The 17,062-nt window shown below is 54.6% G+C and carries 14 protein-coding genes; 5 read left to right on the top strand and 9 right to left on the bottom strand.

Features of this window, described 5'->3' with window-relative positions:
- Window position 1 precedes the first annotated feature (1 nt).
- The 3 genes from HH215_RS34585 to HH215_RS34575 are packed head-to-tail and all read right to left on the bottom strand — an operon-like array spanning window position 2 to window position 3,224.
- Window positions 2-1,000: a proline racemase family protein gene (locus tag HH215_RS34585; protein WP_169284061.1), complete on the bottom strand. Its 999-nt coding sequence runs from the start codon at window positions 998-1,000 to the stop codon at window positions 2-4.
- Window positions 1,001-1,011: 11 nt separating this feature from the next.
- A complete protein-coding gene (locus tag HH215_RS34580) occupies window positions 1,012-2,034 on the bottom strand; it encodes a proline racemase family protein (protein ID WP_169284060.1) in 1,023 nt (340 codons plus the stop codon).
- An 8-nt stretch (window positions 2,035-2,042) separates the two neighbouring features.
- Window positions 2,043-3,224, bottom strand: a complete 1,182-nt coding sequence (locus tag HH215_RS34575; protein ID WP_169284059.1) for an NAD(P)/FAD-dependent oxidoreductase — start codon at window positions 3,222-3,224, stop codon at window positions 2,043-2,045.
- 104 nt (window positions 3,225-3,328) lie between these two features.
- Between HH215_RS34575 and HH215_RS34570 the strand changes: the two genes are divergently transcribed.
- The gene (locus HH215_RS34570) at window positions 3,329-4,369 is read left to right on the top strand and encodes a sigma-54 interaction domain-containing protein (RefSeq protein ID WP_169284058.1); all 1,041 of its coding nucleotides are present in this window, start codon (window positions 3,329-3,331) and stop codon (window positions 4,367-4,369) included.
- A gap of 77 nt (window positions 4,370-4,446) precedes the next feature.
- Here HH215_RS34570 and HH215_RS34565 read toward each other — a convergent pair whose 3' ends face one another.
- The gene (locus HH215_RS34565) at window positions 4,447-5,466 is read right to left on the bottom strand and encodes a M24 family metallopeptidase (RefSeq protein ID WP_169284057.1); all 1,020 of its coding nucleotides are present in this window, start codon (window positions 5,464-5,466) and stop codon (window positions 4,447-4,449) included.
- A gap of 212 nt (window positions 5,467-5,678) precedes the next feature.
- Here HH215_RS34565 and HH215_RS34560 point away from each other — a divergent pair, with 212 nt between their 5' ends.
- The 4 genes from HH215_RS34560 to HH215_RS34545 all read left to right on the top strand — a co-directional run bounded on the left by HH215_RS34560 (window position 5,679) and on the right by HH215_RS34545 (window position 9,653).
- A complete protein-coding gene (locus HH215_RS34560; RefSeq protein WP_169284056.1) occupies window positions 5,679-5,948 on the top strand; it encodes a (2Fe-2S)-binding protein in 270 nt (89 codons plus the stop codon).
- On the top strand, window positions 5,945-6,298 hold the full coding sequence (locus HH215_RS34555; protein ID WP_169284055.1) for a (2Fe-2S)-binding protein: 354 nt from the start codon (window positions 5,945-5,947) through the stop codon (window positions 6,296-6,298). The genes HH215_RS34560 and HH215_RS34555 overlap by 4 nt, the downstream gene beginning before the upstream one ends.
- Before the next feature lie 20 nt (window positions 6,299-6,318).
- A complete protein-coding gene (locus HH215_RS34550) occupies window positions 6,319-7,551 on the top strand; it encodes an NAD(P)/FAD-dependent oxidoreductase (protein ID WP_169284709.1) in 1,233 nt (410 codons plus the stop codon).
- Window positions 7,552-7,850: 299 nt separating this feature from the next.
- The gene (locus HH215_RS34545) at window positions 7,851-9,653 is read left to right on the top strand and encodes an AraC family transcriptional regulator (RefSeq protein ID WP_254450640.1); all 1,803 of its coding nucleotides are present in this window, start codon (window positions 7,851-7,853) and stop codon (window positions 9,651-9,653) included.
- Window positions 9,654-9,759: 106 nt separating this feature from the next.
- Here HH215_RS34545 and HH215_RS36185 read toward each other — a convergent pair whose 3' ends face one another.
- From HH215_RS36185 to HH215_RS34520, 5 genes are all read right to left on the bottom strand, one after another.
- Window positions 9,760-12,123, bottom strand: a complete 2,364-nt coding sequence (locus tag HH215_RS36185; RefSeq protein ID WP_217362266.1) for a CBM35 domain-containing protein — start codon at window positions 12,121-12,123, stop codon at window positions 9,760-9,762.
- 117 nt (window positions 12,124-12,240) lie between these two features.
- Window positions 12,241-13,560: an RNA polymerase factor sigma-54 gene (gene rpoN / locus HH215_RS34535; protein WP_169284053.1), complete on the bottom strand. Its 1,320-nt coding sequence runs from the start codon at window positions 13,558-13,560 to the stop codon at window positions 12,241-12,243.
- A gap of 23 nt (window positions 13,561-13,583) precedes the next feature.
- Complete coding sequence (locus HH215_RS34530) at window positions 13,584-15,017, bottom strand: aldehyde dehydrogenase family protein (protein ID WP_169284052.1); 1,434 nt, start codon at window positions 15,015-15,017, stop codon at window positions 13,584-13,586.
- Window positions 15,018-15,047: 30 nt separating this feature from the next.
- Window positions 15,048-15,920: a dihydrodipicolinate synthase family protein gene (locus tag HH215_RS34525; RefSeq protein WP_169284051.1), complete on the bottom strand. Its 873-nt coding sequence runs from the start codon at window positions 15,918-15,920 to the stop codon at window positions 15,048-15,050.
- A gap of 36 nt (window positions 15,921-15,956) precedes the next feature.
- The gene (locus HH215_RS34520) at window positions 15,957-17,030 is read right to left on the bottom strand and encodes a M24 family metallopeptidase (protein WP_169284050.1); all 1,074 of its coding nucleotides are present in this window, start codon (window positions 17,028-17,030) and stop codon (window positions 15,957-15,959) included.
- Window positions 17,031-17,062 lie beyond the last annotated feature (32 nt).

Genomic DNA, 17,062 nt, shown 5'->3' with positions numbered 1-17,062 from the left:
CTTAACGGAGCAAGAAGCCTCGAGGCAAAGGGTCTTCCGGGTCCAAGAGGAATTGATGGGAGCCGGTTACGAAGGCGCGACCGCGCAATTCCCATAACAGTTGCTCCCGCCCTTCGTTCACGCGGCCGCTTTTGACGGCTCCATGAAGAACGCCGCCGGAAAGTCCTTCTACGATGATGCCCGATGGGTTTATCTCGTCGCATCTACGGGACATGACTGCAAGTATCGCCCCGATTGCTCCGCCCTCGGGCGCGCGGAGCAATTTGCCATTCTCGTTGCATACCGCCATGCGAAGATGACCCTCCCGTTCAACTCTCTTATCCGCGATTACGATCCGCAAACCCGCTAGAGCGTCTTTGGGCTCGAAGAAAGGTTTTTCCCCGGCCTCCTGCCGGCGAATGGTCGCCTCCATTGCGATTTGTCTCGCTACCCGTTCCAACGCCGATCGATGAGAGAGCGACAATGCTAACCCCGCCGCTTCCGCGTTAACAATGACGTATTCGTTGCCGCAAATCGCTCGGTCCACGATGAAATCGCGGCCTCCCGCATGGATGATTTCATCTAGCGAGACGCATTCCGACAACTCCCCTTCAATAAGGATCTCATCGACGGATGTACCCAACTTACGCGTAATTGCCTTATAGCAGTGTCCTGGCGTTCGAATAGATGCATCGTTTCCAGCGATTAATTCCGCCTTAGCGACAATGGCGCACGCAGCGTCTAAGCTATCCCCGCGACAAGGTCCTTCCGAATCGAAAACGAGCATGCGAACTTCGTTAGGCCGCGATGAATCGACAATCGCCACTCTCATCGCCGCATGGCCTCGCGGCTCCCTCTGCAACCAATGAAGGATCGAGTTTTCGTCTTCCCAGATTTTTCGAGCTTCCTCGGAAAACGACATCTCGTCGTTCTCATCGCCTATTATCGTTCCGTTCACCAATCTTATCGGCCATCCCGCGACATGAACGTCGATCGTATGAATCAGATGAGATGCTTGCATAAGACCGCCTCCTAAAAATGATCATCCTCGGGAATAAACAGAAATCCTTCATTCAGCGGATCGTCGTCATGCGAATAGAAAGTATGCATCCCCATTAACCATGCCGAGCCCGCGATTTCGGTAATGACGGCAGGCAACCCGCCTACCGACGTTTCCTCGAGCACTCGCCCATGGAATAAAGAGCCTACGATGCTCTCGTGAACGAACGTTTCGTTTAATCCAATCTTTCCTTGCGCGTACAAGGTCGCCAACTTGGCGGACGTACCCGTGCCGCAAGGCGATCGGTCGATCCCTCCAGGCGGAACGACAACCGCGTTACGCAGGTTCGCGTCGACGTGCGCGGGATCGCCGTAAAATTCGATGTGCGTAACTCCTCTGATAAATGGCGATTCGGGATGCTCGACAACTTTATGCTCGTTAACGGCTTTGCGGATCAACAAAGCCGTATCGACGACTTTACCCGCATTCCCCGGTTCCAATGCCAACCCAATGCGCCTGGCGTCCACGATCGCATAGAAATTGCCTCCATAGGCGATGTCGCAGATTACGTTTCCGACACCTTCCGCCTTCACAGTCAGCTCGCCGTGCAGGAACGCAGGGATATTGCGGAACGCGACGCGCAATGCGGATCCGCCGCGCACCGTCACCTCCGCGCGTACGAGTCCCGCCGGCGTATCCAAATGAATGACGGTTAACGGCTCTTGAACCGGCACGAGTCCGCATTCCACTAGAGCCGTGCAGAACCCGATCGTATCGTGCCCGCACATCGGTAAATAACCGCCCGTTTCGATGAAAATCACCCCTACGTCAGCGGCAGGATCGCAAGGTTGAACGAGGCATGCGCCGGACATCACCTCGTGTCCGCGCGGTTCGAACATCAACAGTTTTCGTACCCCGTCATGATTTCGTTTCATGTCCAGCATTTTTTCGGCCATCGTGCTTCCGTTCAGCCGCGGTAACCCGCTAATGACCGTGCGTGTCGGATTTCCTCCCGTATGCGTATCTATCGTTCGGTAAACTCGATTCGCGCGCATGCGGCAACTCACCCTCTCGTCTCTTGGAATCGTTCGTACCGAAGCGGCTCTGCGGGTATGCATGTTTTCTCCGTTCCGGCCAGCAGTTCGCTCATCAGCTTACCCGTCACGGCCGCCAAGCTGATGCCGTCCCCCTCGTGACCGGCTGCGATATAGTACCCGGGAATAGCTTCCACTCTGGACACGATCGGCAGGTGATCCGGCGTCCATGGACGCAAACCCGTATAGGTACGAATGATCTGGAAATCCGCTATCCCGGGATAGAAACGAATCGCTCGCCTCGCCATGGCGCGTATCACCTCCGGCCGGACGGTCGTATCGAACCCGGCGAACTCCCTGCTCGAACCGATCAGGAAATTCTGGCTCTCCGTCGGCTCGAACACTAAGGCGACTCCGTAACGATCGGTATCTTCGTCGACTTGACGGCTGCCGCCGAACTTGGACATTAAATATCCGAACTCCATGACTTTGCGCATGCCTACCGGATTCTGTCGGGCAGCCACGATTAAGTGACCTTTGCGGGGAACGATCGGAATATCCAATCCGACCATCTGTCCAAGCCGGGGCGCCCAGCAGCCGGCCGCGTTGACCAGCTTGCCGGCCAGCCATCGACCTCTATCCGTCTCTACAGCAAATCCCTCCCCTTCGGATCGAACGATACTCCGAACTTCCGTGCGCAGCCGGATATCGACTCCGTGTTGCCTGGCTCCTTCGGCAAGCGCGTAAGTCAGTAAATAGGGGTTCACGGTCGAATCGGAAGCGCATTCCAAACCGCCCGCTAGATCATCGGAGAACATCGGGGATTCTTCGCGAATGTCCGCCCTGTCCAACATCCTGAAAGGAAGACCGAGCGCGGATTGGCGATCTACCCATTGCCGCGCCGCCGATAGCTCATCTTCCGTCTCGCATACGAAAATACTCCCCGGAGCCCGGTATTCGAATGCGAGAGGGAGCCGACGAGTCAGATCGGCGATGATCTTCTGGCTTTCCAGAGACATCAAGCTATCGAACCCGGGTTCCTTATCGATAACGAGAATATTGCCGTCGCATCGAGACGACGTGCCTTGAGCGATTTCTCCTTTTTCCAGTACCGTTACGGATAACCCCGCCCGAGAGGCAAAATAGGCGATGGACATTCCGACGATACCTCCCCCCATAATCAACACGTCAGCGGTTCGCCTTTCGGACATGCTCATTTCCCCCTTTCGTATGTATAAATTTATTTACATTTATTTCTGTACAGTGTAATAATTTAGATACATTCAGAATTCGGTCGGAAAAGGAGATTTCGCGCATGGTTAAGATGAATTCCGCTCATCAAGAAGATCCGTTCGCTTCACTGCTAGACACGAGCACTAGCCAGACCTATCTCGACGCGATCGACATGGCCCGCAAGCTTGCCGGTATTGGCTCTACCGTGTTGCTGACCGGCGAAACCGGCGTAGGCAAAGAACGTTTCGCGCAAGCGATTCATCGCCTGCGCGAACGGGAAGATGCCCCTTTCATCGCGGTTAACTGCGGCGCCCTGATGGCTTCCCTTGTCGAAAGCGAGCTGTTCGGCTACGAGAAAGGCGCGTTCTCCGGCGCGGATGCGCGCGGCAAACCCGGCAAGATCGAATTGGCCCGAGGCGGCACGCTATTTCTGGACGAAATCGGCGAACTCTCGTCGGAGCTGCAGGTCAAGCTGCTGCGCGTGCTGGAAGAGCGCTCCTATTACCCGGTCGGAGGCACACGGTCGGCCGATGTCGATTGCCGGTTTGTCGCGGCGACGAACCGCGACTTGGAGGCAAGGATACGAGATGGCCGATTCCGGGAGGATCTCTACTATCGGCTCAACGCGATTGCCATCGATATTCCTCCGTTGCGCTCGCGCAAGGAAGATATTCCGTTACTGTCGCGCGCGTTCCTGCGAGAGTTCAGCGAACGATATCATAGACCGGTCGCGGATTTCGGTCCTAACGTTACCGAAGCTTTATCGGCGCACGATTGGCCCGGAAACGTGCGCGAATTGAGGAACGCGATAGAACGCATAGTCGTCTTTTCTCAGAACGGAGAAGCCCGGTTATCCGATTTGCCTGCTTCCTTGCGCGATTTCATGCCGATAGCTTCTCGCGATCAGCCAACGTCCGGATTCAATAACTCGAACGTGTCGCTTCCTACCTTTGGGTCATTGCCCGAATGGCTTGCGCGGCGCGAACGGGAGTACATCGATGCCGCACTCGAGCAATGCGGCGGCAACAAAGTCGCGGCGGCGAAACGACTAGGAATTTCCCGGGTGTCTTTGTACAAGAAACTTGGGACTTCGGCGAACGTCGTGCCTACCCGTCAGCTATAATCGCCGAAATTCACGGGCAAAGTCGGTCAATCGCTCGGTTTCGCCTTGATCGTTCACGTAAATATCGTCTTCGATTCTTACTCCCCGACGCCGGGCACGTAGATGCCCGGCTCGATGGTAAACAACATGCCCGGAGCGACAACATCCCTGTTCCGTCCGTGGATCGAAGGCTCTTCGTGGATCGTCATGCCTAAACCGTGACCGACGCGGTGGATGAATCGAGCGCCGTATCCCCGTTCCGCGATCCAAGACCGAGCGGCTTCGTCGATCTCGCTTAACTGGACGCCCGGACGAATGGCGGCTATCGCTCTTCGATTCGCTTCCTTCACGGTTTCGTACATTCTCTCCTGCTCCTTCGTGCCTTCGCCGATTATGAAAGTTCTGGTCAGATCGGATAAGTAATGGCCATAGGAAACTCCCATATCGATGAGCAAGAAATCGCCTTCGCGAATGGGCGTATCTCCGGTTTCCCCGTGCGGAAGCCCGGAACGGACTCCCGCCAACACGGTAGGCGAGAAGGCGGGGCCGTCTCCCCCCAACATCCGGATATGCAGCAAAATCTTTTCCGCGACTTCCCTTTCCGTCATTCCCGTCCGAAATTCTATTAAAGCCGCTTCTACCGCTTCATTGGCGATTTTCGCGGCTTTGCGAATGAGCTCCGCCTCCTCCCTCGACTTCCGGCCTATGATCGCGCCGATATCCCCTCCTACTTCATGAAACAGAGTTTCTCCCCAAAGTTCGCCCAACCGCTCCCCGACGTGCAGCGATATCGCTTTTTTCTCCACTCCGCAATGAGCCGGCCTTGATCCGCATTCCCGCGCAAGCGTCTCATAAGGAGAACCGCTGTCGCTAATCGGAACGATACGTCCGATATTGTCCGCTTTCAGCGCTTTAGCCGCATCCAATTCGGGGACGAACAATACGACTTCGCCTACCGCGGGAATCCATAGCGCTAGAAACCGTTCCATCGGATCGGACTGAAATCCGGTCAAATAGAGCAAAGCCGTTGGCGAAGTCAGAAGCGCCGCATCGATTCCCCTTGAGGCAAGACGTTCGCGAAACTGGTCTAACCGTTGATTTCTTAAACTAGCAAACATGGCGAATTTCTCTCCTTTAGCCCGTATGTCGTTGCATTGGAACGATTGATTAGGTAGCTATCGAATACGCTATTCCTCTAACCGTATAGTAGCAAAATCGATGCCAGCTATGTTATAAGGGAAAATTTTCGGGAGCGGGGACGAAGGTAATCTTAATGTTGGCACGATTATTGCACGAACAATAGATGACAGTGATGAAGGAGGAGTCCGAGATGAACGATCCCGATATCGTCGTCTGCCGCTGCGAGGAAGTCACCTTATCGCAGATTGCGGACACTTTGAAACGATACGAATGCTCGTCGAGAGAGACGAAGCTTAGAACCCGAGCCGGCATGGGCATCTGCGGAGGCAGAACTTGCCGACCTTTGATCGAACTGCTCGTATCCGAGGCAGGCGGATCGGAATTCGATGCTTCCGCGCCCCTGAAAGTCCAACAACCCGTTAGGCCGATAACCTTCGGGAATTGGGGGGCTAACCAATGACGTTCGGACGAATCGAGCTTCACCCCGTGTTGGGAAAATTACCGGATGCGCCGCTAATAGAGGTGGTTTTCGACGGGCAACGGTTGTTCGGTCTGGAGGGGGAGAGTATTGCCGCGACGCTGCTCGCTAACGGCATTCGCAAGCTGCGGGTACAGGAGGAGAGCGATAACCCCCGCGGAATCTATTGTAATATCGGTCATTGTATGGAATGTCGCGTATCGGTAGACGGTTTTAGCGGAATTAGAGCATGTATGACCCCTGTAAAAGAAGGCATGACGATCTCTTCCGGCATCAAACTGCCCTTGCCGTTTCGGCATACGCCCCCCTCCGAAAGGAGCGGAGGCGCATGAACGGCATTCGTGACGGGAACATCCGAGATGCCTTAATCGTGGGAGCGGGACCCGCGGGGCTATCCGCGGCGATAGCGGCAGCCGGATCCGGGAACGGAATGCGGATTACCGTTCTCGACGAGTACCCCCGCGCCGGCGGAAGATTGCTCGGGCAGCTCCATCAGGAGCCGGACGGAAGCTGGTGGAACGGCATAAAGGAAGCGTCTCAGCTTATGGAACGTGCACTTCGCGATGGCGTGGACATTCGAACGGGAGTATCCGTTACCGGACTGGAAAGAAACGGGGATGAAGGGTGGACGGTCTGGACGAACGAGGGTCTGTTCCAAGCGAAGAGACTACTACTCGCGACGGGTGCCGCCGAATCGGCCATTCCGGTACCCGGTTGGACTTTGCCCGGAGTGATGTCCATCGGCGCCGCTCAAGTGATGACGAACGTGCAGAGGGTAAAAGTCGGCAATCGAGGAGTCGTCATCGGCATGAACGTGTTGGCAATGGCGATCGTCTCCGAGCTTCGACTGGCCGGAATAGAACTCGCTGCCATCGTGCTTCCGCCCAAAAACGCGTTATCGGGACATGCTTCCGATCCGAACCGCGTCTTCAACTCTCTGCTTAGATTCGCGCATATGGCGCCGAACCCGATGTTTCGTTGGGGAGCCTCCTTGATTCGGCCGTCATGGCTGCAACGGCTCGTTGTAGCCGGGTACCCCGGCAGCGGTTTGCGAATATGGGATACTCCGCTCCAACTTAGGCGTTCCGCCCTGGAGATCGTCGGCACGGATAGCGTAGAAGGGGTTCGAGTCGCGAAAATCACGCCGGACGGCCGAGTCGTCGCAGGCTCCGAACGTTTCGTGGAAGCCGACTTCGTATGCATCGCCGGCGGACTTTATCCGCTAGCGGAGCTCGCTGCCGTAGCGGGTTGCCCTTTCCGATATGCGCCGCAATTAGGCGGGCACATCCCTCTGCATGCCGAGAGCATGAGAACGCCGCTTTCCCGACTATACGTGGCAGGCAACATTACCGGCGTAGAAAGCGCCAAAGTTGCCATTGCCCAAGGCGCCGTCGCCGGTACGGCAATGGCGCTGGACGATAGCGGAGGCGCTTCGATTGCCCTGTCCGCGGAGCTTGAACGAGCGATCTCCCGGGTCAAGCAGGTCAGGCGCGAAGCGGTTATTCAATTTCACCCGGACATTGAACGATTCCGCGAGCAGATGTACTTGGAGCAGGGGACTATTTTACGCTATCGTATCAATTAAAATCGGGAAACATCCGAATGCGTTCTTCTTCCCTTCCGAACCCGACCGATTTATTCGTATATCATAGTTGTGATAATCATTTTCAGTTATACTGAGGTTCAGTCTTATATGGATACCTAACACTCGTGTATCGGGAAGTGATCAGAATGATTTGGAATGATCATCTATTGCTGTGGAACGAAGCCAGCGTCAAGCTGCTCGATATTAGACATCGGTTATTGGCCAAAGGAGACGAGCTTCGCGATTACGAGTTGCCCTCCAGCGCTTTTCTGTGGATGACGCGCGGACGCGGACGGGTGATGCTGAACGGGAACGGTTATACCGTTAATGGCTTTCATTTACTGCATGGCGGTAAAGGCATGAGTCTAGATGTATTCGCGTCTGAGGATAACTTTGAATACTATCTTATTTTGTACAAGGCTCAGCTAGCTGTTCCTGGCAACCGCTACCTGCATCGGCTGCTGAAACACGGCAATCCTTTCCGTATTCAATATGGATTCGTCCCTAATGCCCCGCTCGCCCTTCATATGAAATTCCAGATGATGGAACGAAACTGGAGGAAGTTTACTCTGCCGGATAAGCTGTATGCGAGAGGCGTTCTCTATCAATTTGCATCCGAATTGTTTGGTCAGATGGCTACGCAGAAGGCTGGAACGATGAAGATTGACCTTGTAACCCAAGCTATACGCTACATAGAGGACAGCTATTCGGAGCCGATAACGGTTGAAGGGATTGCCGGATTACTGGGCTGCAGCGCCAGCTTCTTGTCCCGTTTGTTCAAAAAGCAACTAGGAACGACGACTATTGAATATTTGACCGGAATCCGGATCGCGCACGCTAGCAGGCTTTTGTCGGAGACAAAGGCAACTCTGCAAGAGATTACGTCTAGCGTAGGATATCTGGATGTCTACTATTTTAGCCGAGTGTTCAAAAAACAAACCGGATTCCCTCCATTACGCTTCAGATCTCTGGCAACGGAGAAATCAATTCAGAAAAGTCCATTTATTCGTTCAGGCCAAGCCATTGTCCCTCCCAAAGGCGGCAGATATAATGATAATGATTCTCATTATGAACCAGAGGGAGATTTAACGATGATTAAGGATTTAAAAATGTCGGTAGGCACAGTGATGCTGCTCTGCATGACTTTGCTATTCAGCGGCTGTACAACTTCAACAGGTTCGACCGAACCAACTGCAACGTCTGGGACATCAACGACTGTCGCGCAGAACCAATTGCAGACAAAGGTAGTTAAACATATGATGGGAGAAAGCGAAATTCCGATCAACCCGCAGCGCATAGCCGTGAACGGGTTGGAAGACATCATGCTGGTACTAGATGCTCCAATGGTACTTGCCCAGTCCTTGAAGGGACAATACTTGTACGATAGGCTACAAGAAAAAAAGGTTCCTTCCGTATACACGCCAGGCAGTATAAATTATGAGTCCATTCTTGACTCCGAGCCCGATTTAATTATTGCCAATCTCTTAGCCTCAGACAAAGAGTCCTATGAACAGCTAAGCAAAATCGCTCCAACCATCGTCTATGATCGGAGCGACTGGAAAAACTCCATAGTCGCTATCGGCAAGGCAATTAACCGTGAAGACAAGGCAGCTTCCGTCATCCAAGCCTACGATGAAAAGCTGAGTAAGGCCAAAGCGGCTATTATCGCAAAAATAGGGGCTGATCGCACCTTAGCCTTTATTCGTCCGTCGAACAAGGATGTTCAGCTATTTTTTCCGGCATTCTCCTATACGAGCATCGCTTACAAAGATTTAGGCATGACATTGGACCCCGTTCTGGCGAAATTCCGTGAAAAAGAGGGTGAAGAAAGTTGGGGCATTGAAGCATCGCTTGAAACGTTGCCCGATTTAAGCGCGGATTATTTGTTTGTTACCGCAGGCGGATCTTTCGATTCCGAGGATGAAGCAAAGGTTGCTCTTGAAGAACTGACAGAAGTAGAAAACCTAACAATTTGGAATAACATCCCCGCGGTTAAGCAAGGTCATGTTTACAAAATGTCTGCCCGGCATTGGATGCTAAACGGACCTATCGCTGACAATATGAAAATCGACGATGTTCTCGCTGCCTTCGAGTTACAATAGCATGTAGGCAGACGCATCCGAATCCGATGGAACTGAACGCCGTTGTCCGCAATTCCGGACAACGGCGTTGTGTTCACTAGCTTATTTTCCAAGAGTCCTACCGACTCTAATAACCGTAAACTCTCCACTGCTCTATTCCCGTGGAGGTCGACGCCTTAGCCGTTATGTTGAGCCGAATCTTGGTCGTGGCGATCGGCGTGAACGTCGTGACGTTATACTGATTAGCTAACACGCCTAATCCCGAAGGATTGGCCACGTTCGCCCACGCGGTTCCGTTCCAGTATTGGACGGAGCTCGAGGCCGGAGTATCGATCCCTTGGTCGTCATCGAACCAATACACCTCTATTTTCGACAGCGTTTTGCTTGAGCTGAAGTCATATTGCACCCACTGCGTCGTCCCCGGATTGTTCCAGTTTCCGTACACCGGATGTCCCCGATCGTTCGAGCTTGTCACGTTATACCCGTCGTTCAGGCCGGCCAAGCTTTCCCAAGAGGAGACGAAGGAGGTCGTAGCCGTGCCCTGTGCGGCGATATTCGTCGGCGTCGGGTTCGCGGTCGCGGGATCGAGCTTAATGTAATCCAATTCCGCATACCCCGTCGCTCCTTTCGTCAGCCGTATCGTATTCGCTCCGGCATTCAGATTGACGGTAACGATCTTGTTGGCGAATTGCCCCCACCCTGACGTAGCCGGATAAGTTACGGTTTGCGACGCGCCGCCATTCACGCTCAAATTATGCGTGGAATTCGTCCCCGTACCGTTCGCGTAACGAACCGTCATGTCGTATGCTCCCGCGCTCGGCGCTTGAACGGCGAACTGGACATAACTAGTCGCGCTGTCGATCCCTCCGACGTAGGAGCCTCCGGAAGCCGACGATCCGCTATATACGACTGCGCCGTTCACAGTCGCCGTCTCGGCTTCGTAATTTCCGGTACCCGTCGATCCGCCCGTGCTAATGGTGAATGATTTCGTTACGGGTGCGCTTAGCGCGTCATAATCCTTTAATTGAACGGTGAACGAATACGAAGACTGCGGTTGGCTGCTTGATACCGTGCCGCTGATCGTTCCCGTGAAGCGATCCAAGCTTAGGCCGGCCGGCAATGTTCCGCTCGTGATCGTCCAATCGTAATAAGGAATTCCGCCCTTAACCGCGAGCTTCTGGCTATAGGCTTGCCCTGGAACGCCGGCCGGCAGCGAAGCCGTCACGATTGAAGGCGCAAGGAACGGAGTAAGGTTCTTGTTGAGCTTCCAGCCCGCGTTCTCCGCGATAAGCAGAGACAGCTTCGTATGCATCCATCTTTTCGGATGGAACAAGTTGTTCCGGCCGCTGCCCATTCCGCTCAAGCGGTCAAAATTAGCCGGATCGGTATCCGGAATATGATAGCTGCTATCCAGCGGCACGGTATGTCCCATGTAAGCTACGACTTCCGGATCGTTACCGTTGGAGTTTTTGTAAGCGGCCATACCTGCCCAATCGCTATGGAAAGCTACCGCATGGCCGAATTCGTGCATGATTAGCCCCAGGACGTCCGTCTGGCAATTCGAGACGCAGCTCGAGCCTGGCATTTGCGTTAAGTACCACTCTTCGTCGTTCAACGAGGTAAACGGCGTAAAATTCGGATAGAAATCCAATATCGTTCCCAATGACCGATGGATGGGACCGGGGACTTGAACGCCCGCTCGTTTGTGGTAATTGCCGTTAGCGGCCGGCCAACCCGTGGAATAGGGATCGTTAAGTCCCCTGAACACGATCCACATCCCGTTGTACGCGGCGTTGTTCGTCACGGTTATCGGATTCAGCCAATTATCCCCCGGAATCGTTATGCTCTCCGCGTTAACGGGGACGGTGTCGAACGATGCCATGTCGAAAAAGTAAAACCAGTCTTTGACCGCTTGTTCCGCCGCGGCTTTAATGGCCGGATCGCTAAAATAGTTCTTTATCGTATCGAACCGGTAATCGAATAATAATGGCATCGTAGGCGCCGCGTTATCGTCCTGGTCCAATACCCGAATCGGAATCGTTTGCGCGTTCTGCGTCCCGTTATTCTGGGCTACGTTAAGCGACAGCGTGTAATTCTCGATCTCGTTCGGGCCGCCTACGCGGTCGGGATGGATTTCCAAGTAAAACGGCTTCTGTTCGCTAGAGTTGGCGAATGTCAGCACTTTCGTTGCTCCCGTAGCGGACAACGTACTCGGGCTATCCATCATTAACCTTGAAGTTCCTTGGGCGTTGAGGGTGATCGTAACCGGGAAGACGGCATTCGAAGGAGGTTTCACGGTAAGTTTGACATGCGGGTTCGCGAGATAACCTTGCCAATCTAGCAGATCGATTCCGTAGTCGTTAATCGTCCGGCCGAAATTATCTACGACTTCCGCATAGTTCGCGGCGGCTTTCGCCCGTTGGATCGGCCCGTAGCAAAACAAGCTGACGACGACCGCCAAGCTTAGAACAAACGATATGACCTTTCTCATCGTCATTACCCTCCATTCATTTTTTACTTCCGTTACCGTTTCGTTCCAACCACGTGCGCCTTACGCGTTCTCCCTTCCCCTGCGATCGTTCAGTTCATCGGCCTCACCTCCCTTCCATTATCCATCGAACGGCATTCGGCAACGAAGAGCCGACGGAAGCAACCGTTCTTCCTCCCGGTACTTGGCGACCGTCCGACGGGAAACGCGAATCCCTTCCTCCTGCAGCGCCGAAGCCAGCTCGCTATCGGATAGCGGTTTGCTTCGGCACTCTGAAGCTATCAAAGTCCTTATTCTGCATTTAATAGACCGCGATGAGACGGTTTCACCGGTATCCGTTCCTAACCCGGCGGAGAAAAACCGACTCAACGGGAATACGCCGAAACCCGTCTCGACGTATTTGTCGCGAATGGCGCGGCTGACGGTTGACGGATGATATCCCGATTTGGCCGCGATTTGCTCCAACTTCAGGGGTCTGATCGCTTCCGGACCGCAGCGAACGAATTGCGACTGCTCCTCCACCACCGCTCGTATAACGGTACGAATCGCATTGCGGCGAAACCTCAGTCCTTCGATGAATATTTTCGCCTCTTCGCGTTTCATCTCGGCATTGCGTCTCCATTGCGCGGAACTTCCGTGAACGGTTGTCTTTGCGATGGGATGCAAACCGAGTGCCGGCATATCGTCGCTATTGAATCGTAGGGCATGACGTTCCTCTCGCCACGTTATTCGGGCTTCTGCAATGACATAAGGAGTCGCCGTAACGCTGAAAGCCAGTCCGGGACGCGGAGTTAATCGCCGCATATACCGGACGGCTTCCATCGTTTCCTTCTCCGTCGTTCCGAGGCTGCGGCTTATTCGTTGCCACCGTCCCTTGGCAACGTCCGTCAGATGCTCTTGAATAAGTCGCTCGATCGAACAAGGAGCATCGGAATCCCTCCGAGCTTGTAACATCAGGCATTCCGTCAGGGAACTTGCGGCGGCTCCGGCAGGCTCGCAGGACTGCAATAATCGTAACCCTTGCATGACGGATTCCGTCGATCCCCCCAAGCACGCAGCAGCTTCCTCCGGCGCGATCGCCAAGTAACCGTTATCGTTCAGATTGCCCGCGAGAAAAGCGGCCGCCCGCTTCAATTCGGCGGGAGCATCCGTCAATCGAAGCTGTTGCAGCAGCGTCTGTTCCAACGTCTCCTGCCTCTCCGTTGACCGGGAATCCGAACCGCTATTTCGCTGGAATTCGTCGCCACTCCGCGGCGATTTCCGAGCGGAACCGTATTCAGGCCAACGTACTTCCAGCAGCGGATTTTCTTGCTCCATTTCGCGAATCCGAGTCAATATATCGACCGTAGACATTTGCAGCAACCGGAGCGATTGCCTCAGCTCGGGAGCTAGAACGAACCGCAGCTGAGGCTGCTGCGCGAGCACCATCCCTTGAAACATGCCCATCCTCCTCGAGGTCTTCGTTATCGGTATTGAATGGAGCAGGTTTTGACGGCGGAGTAGAATTCGAGAGCGGATTGCCCTTGCTCTCTCGTATGCGAGCTCGATCCTTTCATACCGCCGAACGGGGCCTGATATTCGACGCCCGCGGTTTCTTGATTGACCCTCACCAAACCTGCGTCCATCTCATCGAGAAACCTGAAAGCATTCGCCAAGTTCGTCGTGAAGACCGAGGCGCTAAGACCGAATACCGTTCGATTGGCCAACTCGATCGCTTCGTCTACGTCTTCCGCGGGAAGCACGACCGCGAGAGGACCGAATACCTCCTCCTGAACGAGAGCATGCTCGGGATCGACTCCTTCGATTATCCGCGGCGCGATATAATAGCCTAGTTCGGAATCAGGCGCTTCCACGGCAGCTAAAGTCCTTCCGTCCGCTTTGGCTTGCTCGACATAAGCCATGACCGTTCGGAACTGTTCCGCCGATGCAACGGGACCCAAATACGCCCTTTCGTCCAGAGCGTTGCGGACTTGCAACTGCAGCATCGCCGTCGAGAGCTGTTGTACGAATTCGTCGTAAACCGGCTTCTCCACGATAATCCGACTGGTCGCCGTGCATTTCTGCCCGGCCGACCGGAATGCCCCGCTTAGCACCGCATTCACGGCCATCGTTACGTTCGCGTCTTTCAACACGACCGCGGCGTTCTTGCCGCCCATCTCCGTCTGATATTTCACGTTTCTGGCCGCGCAAGCCGCTCCGATCATCATCCCCGTCGCCGTCGATCCGGTAAAGCTAAGTCCGTCGATGGAAGCCTCTTCGAGCAACGTTCTTCCCAAAACGCTTCCTTTGCCGATCACCAAATTTAAAGTCCCGGGAGGCAAACCCGCTTCCGAGAATAGCTCCGCGAGCTTGGCTGCCGTCAAAGACGCGAATTCCGCCGGTTTCCAGACGACCGTATTCCCGCAAATCAACGCCGGAGCAAGCTTCCAGATCGGAATCGCCACCGGGAAATTCCATGGCGTAACGATCGCGACGACGCCAAGCGGCACTCGCTTGGCGTATTGCATCACGTTAGGCTGAGTCGACGGGATAACATCGCCGATTGCCCTAACGCCTTCCGCCGCATAATAACGCAACAATTGGACGCCTCGGGCTACCTCGCCGCGCATTTCCACGATCGGTTTCCCCATCTCCCGGCTAGCCAACCTCGCGACGTCTTCGGAGTTTCGTTCCAGCAGCAAGGACATTCGATAGAGACATTCTCCCCTTGCGGCTCCGGTCATTTTGCCCCAGATTCGCCATACCCGACGAGCCGCGTCTACCGCCTGAAGCAATTCCGCCCCCGAAGACAGCTTAAGCGTACCAACCGTTTCCGTTAACTCCGACGGGTTTCGAACGGAAACTTCCCCCGCGTTCGGCGTCGACCACTCTCCGCCGATCCAATTTCTCGTTTCCAAGCCCATTCCCCCTTCCTATGACGAACGGATCTATTTCGCTATCGCATACTCGTAGGCATCTCGAATCTCTCTCTTCTCTTCCAGCGTTAATTCCAACCTTGGCGGTCTTGTTATGCCAACCGGCCTTCCCGCCAGCTCCATCGTGTATTTAATCGCTTGAACGAGCCGTGGGCTTGCGTCCCAATGAAACAGCGGTAACATTCTACGATATAGAGCCAAAGCCTCTTCCATTTTCCCTTGCTGCGCAAGCTTGAACATCCGCACGCTATCCCCGGGAATGGCGTTGGTTAAGCCCGCAATCCATCCCGTTGCCCCCAGCAAACCGCCCTCCATCGCCAGATCGTCCACTCCAACGAGAATTTCGAGATCGGTCTCTCTCTGAATATCGTGAACCCGGCGAATGTCGCCGGAAAATTCCTTTACGGCCACTACATTCTCTATCGCCGACAGCTTGTGGAGAAGCGCCGGTTTCAAGTCCGTCGAATAATCGTGCGGATTGTTATAAGCGATAATCGGCAAGCCTTCTTCGGACAGCCTCTCGTAATGCGCGATGACTTCCGCTTCCGACGGCCTGTAATTGATAGGCGGCAAAGCCATGACACCCGCGGCACCCGCTTGCTTGGCGTGGGCGATCCATTCCGCGGCGATCTTCGTTGAAGGGGCCGCGGATCCGACCACCACGGGAACGCGTCCGTTCGCGACGTCGATAACCGTCTCCACGACCGAGGCTCGTTCCGCGGCCGTCAGCGAAGCGTATTCCCCTACCGAACCGGTCGGGACGATACCGTCGGCTCCTTCTTGGATCAGCCAATCCACGTGTTCTTTCAACCCCTGCAAATTAAGCTCCAGATTATCGTGAAACGGGGTGATGATCGCGACGTAAACGCCCGGAAAACGTACCATTCGAATCCTCCCTTTCGCTCTCTTATCGTTTGTATTTTATAGAACCATCAACTGCTTGGAAGATGAATTCAGCAACCGGATTCCATCTTCCGTAATCAATACGTCGTCTTCGATTCGGACGCCGCCGAAGCCCGGAATATAGATGCCCGGTTCGACGGTCAGAACGTTACCCGGCTCCAACAAGATCGCTTCGCTGTTCGTCGAAAGCCGCAGCTGCTCGTGAATTTCCAAACCGATGCCATGGCCTAATCCGTGGCCGAAATATTCGCCGTACCCGCTCGCGGCGATGACGTCTCTGGCGAGAGCGTCTCCTTCTCGACCGTTCAAGCCGGGACGAAGACCGTTCAGCGCCGCTAGATTCGCTTCCAGTACGATCGCATACAACTCGCGGTGCCTTTCCGAGGGCGTGCCTACGAACACCGTCCTCGTAATGTCCGACAAGTAGCCGTCCACGTTCGCTCCGAAATCGAGCGTCACGAATTCGTCCTTGCCGATCTCCTTGTCGCTGGCGCTGCCATGAGGCAAAGCCGAACGTTCACCCGAAGCCACGATGAAAGGATAAGCCCCGCAATCCGCCCCCGATAATCTCATCCGGTATTCCAGTTCCGCAGCGATGCGTCGTTCCGTAACTCCCGGTCGAATCCACTCCAGCGTTTCTGCGAAAGCGGCCTCGGCAATCGTTGCTCCGCGTTCCAAGCAGGCGATCTCATGGGCGTCCTTCACGTTGCGCAGCTTCTCGATGACATCGGTCATCGGAACGTATTCCAGCTCGCCCAGCGCTTCCCTAATTCCTTCGAACTGCGCGATGGTCAAATGCTGGCTCTCGATCCCCAATCTGCGAATGCCTAACTTTCTAACGCTTTCGGCAACGGTTTCCATTGCTTTGGCCGCGAGCTTGATGACGGTAAACCCTTCAGCTTGATCGTTCGCTTGGGAAACGTAGCGGAAATCGGTGAACAAGATCCGCTCCCGATCGGTTACTAGCGCATAACCCGCCGAACCCCTGAAACCGGTCACGTATCTTCGATTGGGCCCATGCCAGACTAGAAACGCGTCAACCTGTTTTTGCGCCATCGCTTCCCTCAAACGGATCAATCTCGACCTATCCATCGCGTATCCTCCTCGCCGCCTGCTTAACCTTG

Origin of the sequence: Cohnella herbarum (assembly GCF_012849095.1) — a bacterium.
In the GTDB taxonomy this organism is placed as follows: domain Bacteria; phylum Bacillota; class Bacilli; order Paenibacillales; family Paenibacillaceae; genus Cohnella; species Cohnella herbarum.
The sequence above is the reverse complement of the archived record's forward strand: the minus strand, read 5'-3'. Positions and strand labels throughout refer to the sequence as shown.

Excerpts from the sequence above, each read along its gene's own strand:
- HH215_RS34560 (WP_169284056.1), top strand. The coding sequence starts at position 5,679 with ATGAACGATCCCGATATCGTCGTCTGCCGCTGCGAGGAAGTCACCTTA.
- HH215_RS34520 (WP_169284050.1), bottom strand. The coding sequence starts at position 17,030 with ATGGATAGGTCGAGATTGATCCGTTTGAGGGAAGCGATGGCGCAAAAA.
- HH215_RS34565 (WP_169284057.1), bottom strand. The coding sequence starts at position 5,466 with ATGTTTGCTAGTTTAAGAAATCAACGGTTAGACCAGTTTCGCGAACGT.
- HH215_RS34580 (WP_169284060.1), bottom strand. The coding sequence starts at position 2,034 with ATGCGCGCGAATCGAGTTTACCGAACGATAGATACGCATACGGGAGGA.
- rpoN (WP_169284053.1), bottom strand. The coding sequence starts at position 13,560 with ATGTTTCAAGGGATGGTGCTCGCGCAGCAGCCTCAGCTGCGGTTCGTT.
- HH215_RS34555 (WP_169284055.1), top strand. The coding sequence starts at position 5,945 with ATGACGTTCGGACGAATCGAGCTTCACCCCGTGTTGGGAAAATTACCG.
- HH215_RS34525 (WP_169284051.1), bottom strand. The coding sequence starts at position 15,920 with ATGGTACGTTTTCCGGGCGTTTACGTCGCGATCATCACCCCGTTTCAC.
- HH215_RS34575 (WP_169284059.1), bottom strand. The coding sequence starts at position 3,224 with ATGTCCGAAAGGCGAACCGCTGACGTGTTGATTATGGGGGGAGGTATC.
- HH215_RS34570 (WP_169284058.1), top strand. The coding sequence starts at position 3,329 with ATGGTTAAGATGAATTCCGCTCATCAAGAAGATCCGTTCGCTTCACTG.
- HH215_RS36185 (WP_217362266.1), bottom strand. The coding sequence starts at position 12,123 with ATGAGAAAGGTCATATCGTTTGTTCTAAGCTTGGCGGTCGTCGTCAGC.
- HH215_RS34545 (WP_254450640.1), top strand. The coding sequence starts at position 7,851 with ATGCTGAACGGGAACGGTTATACCGTTAATGGCTTTCATTTACTGCAT.
- HH215_RS34585 (WP_169284061.1), bottom strand. The coding sequence starts at position 1,000 with ATGCAAGCATCTCATCTGATTCATACGATCGACGTTCATGTCGCGGGA.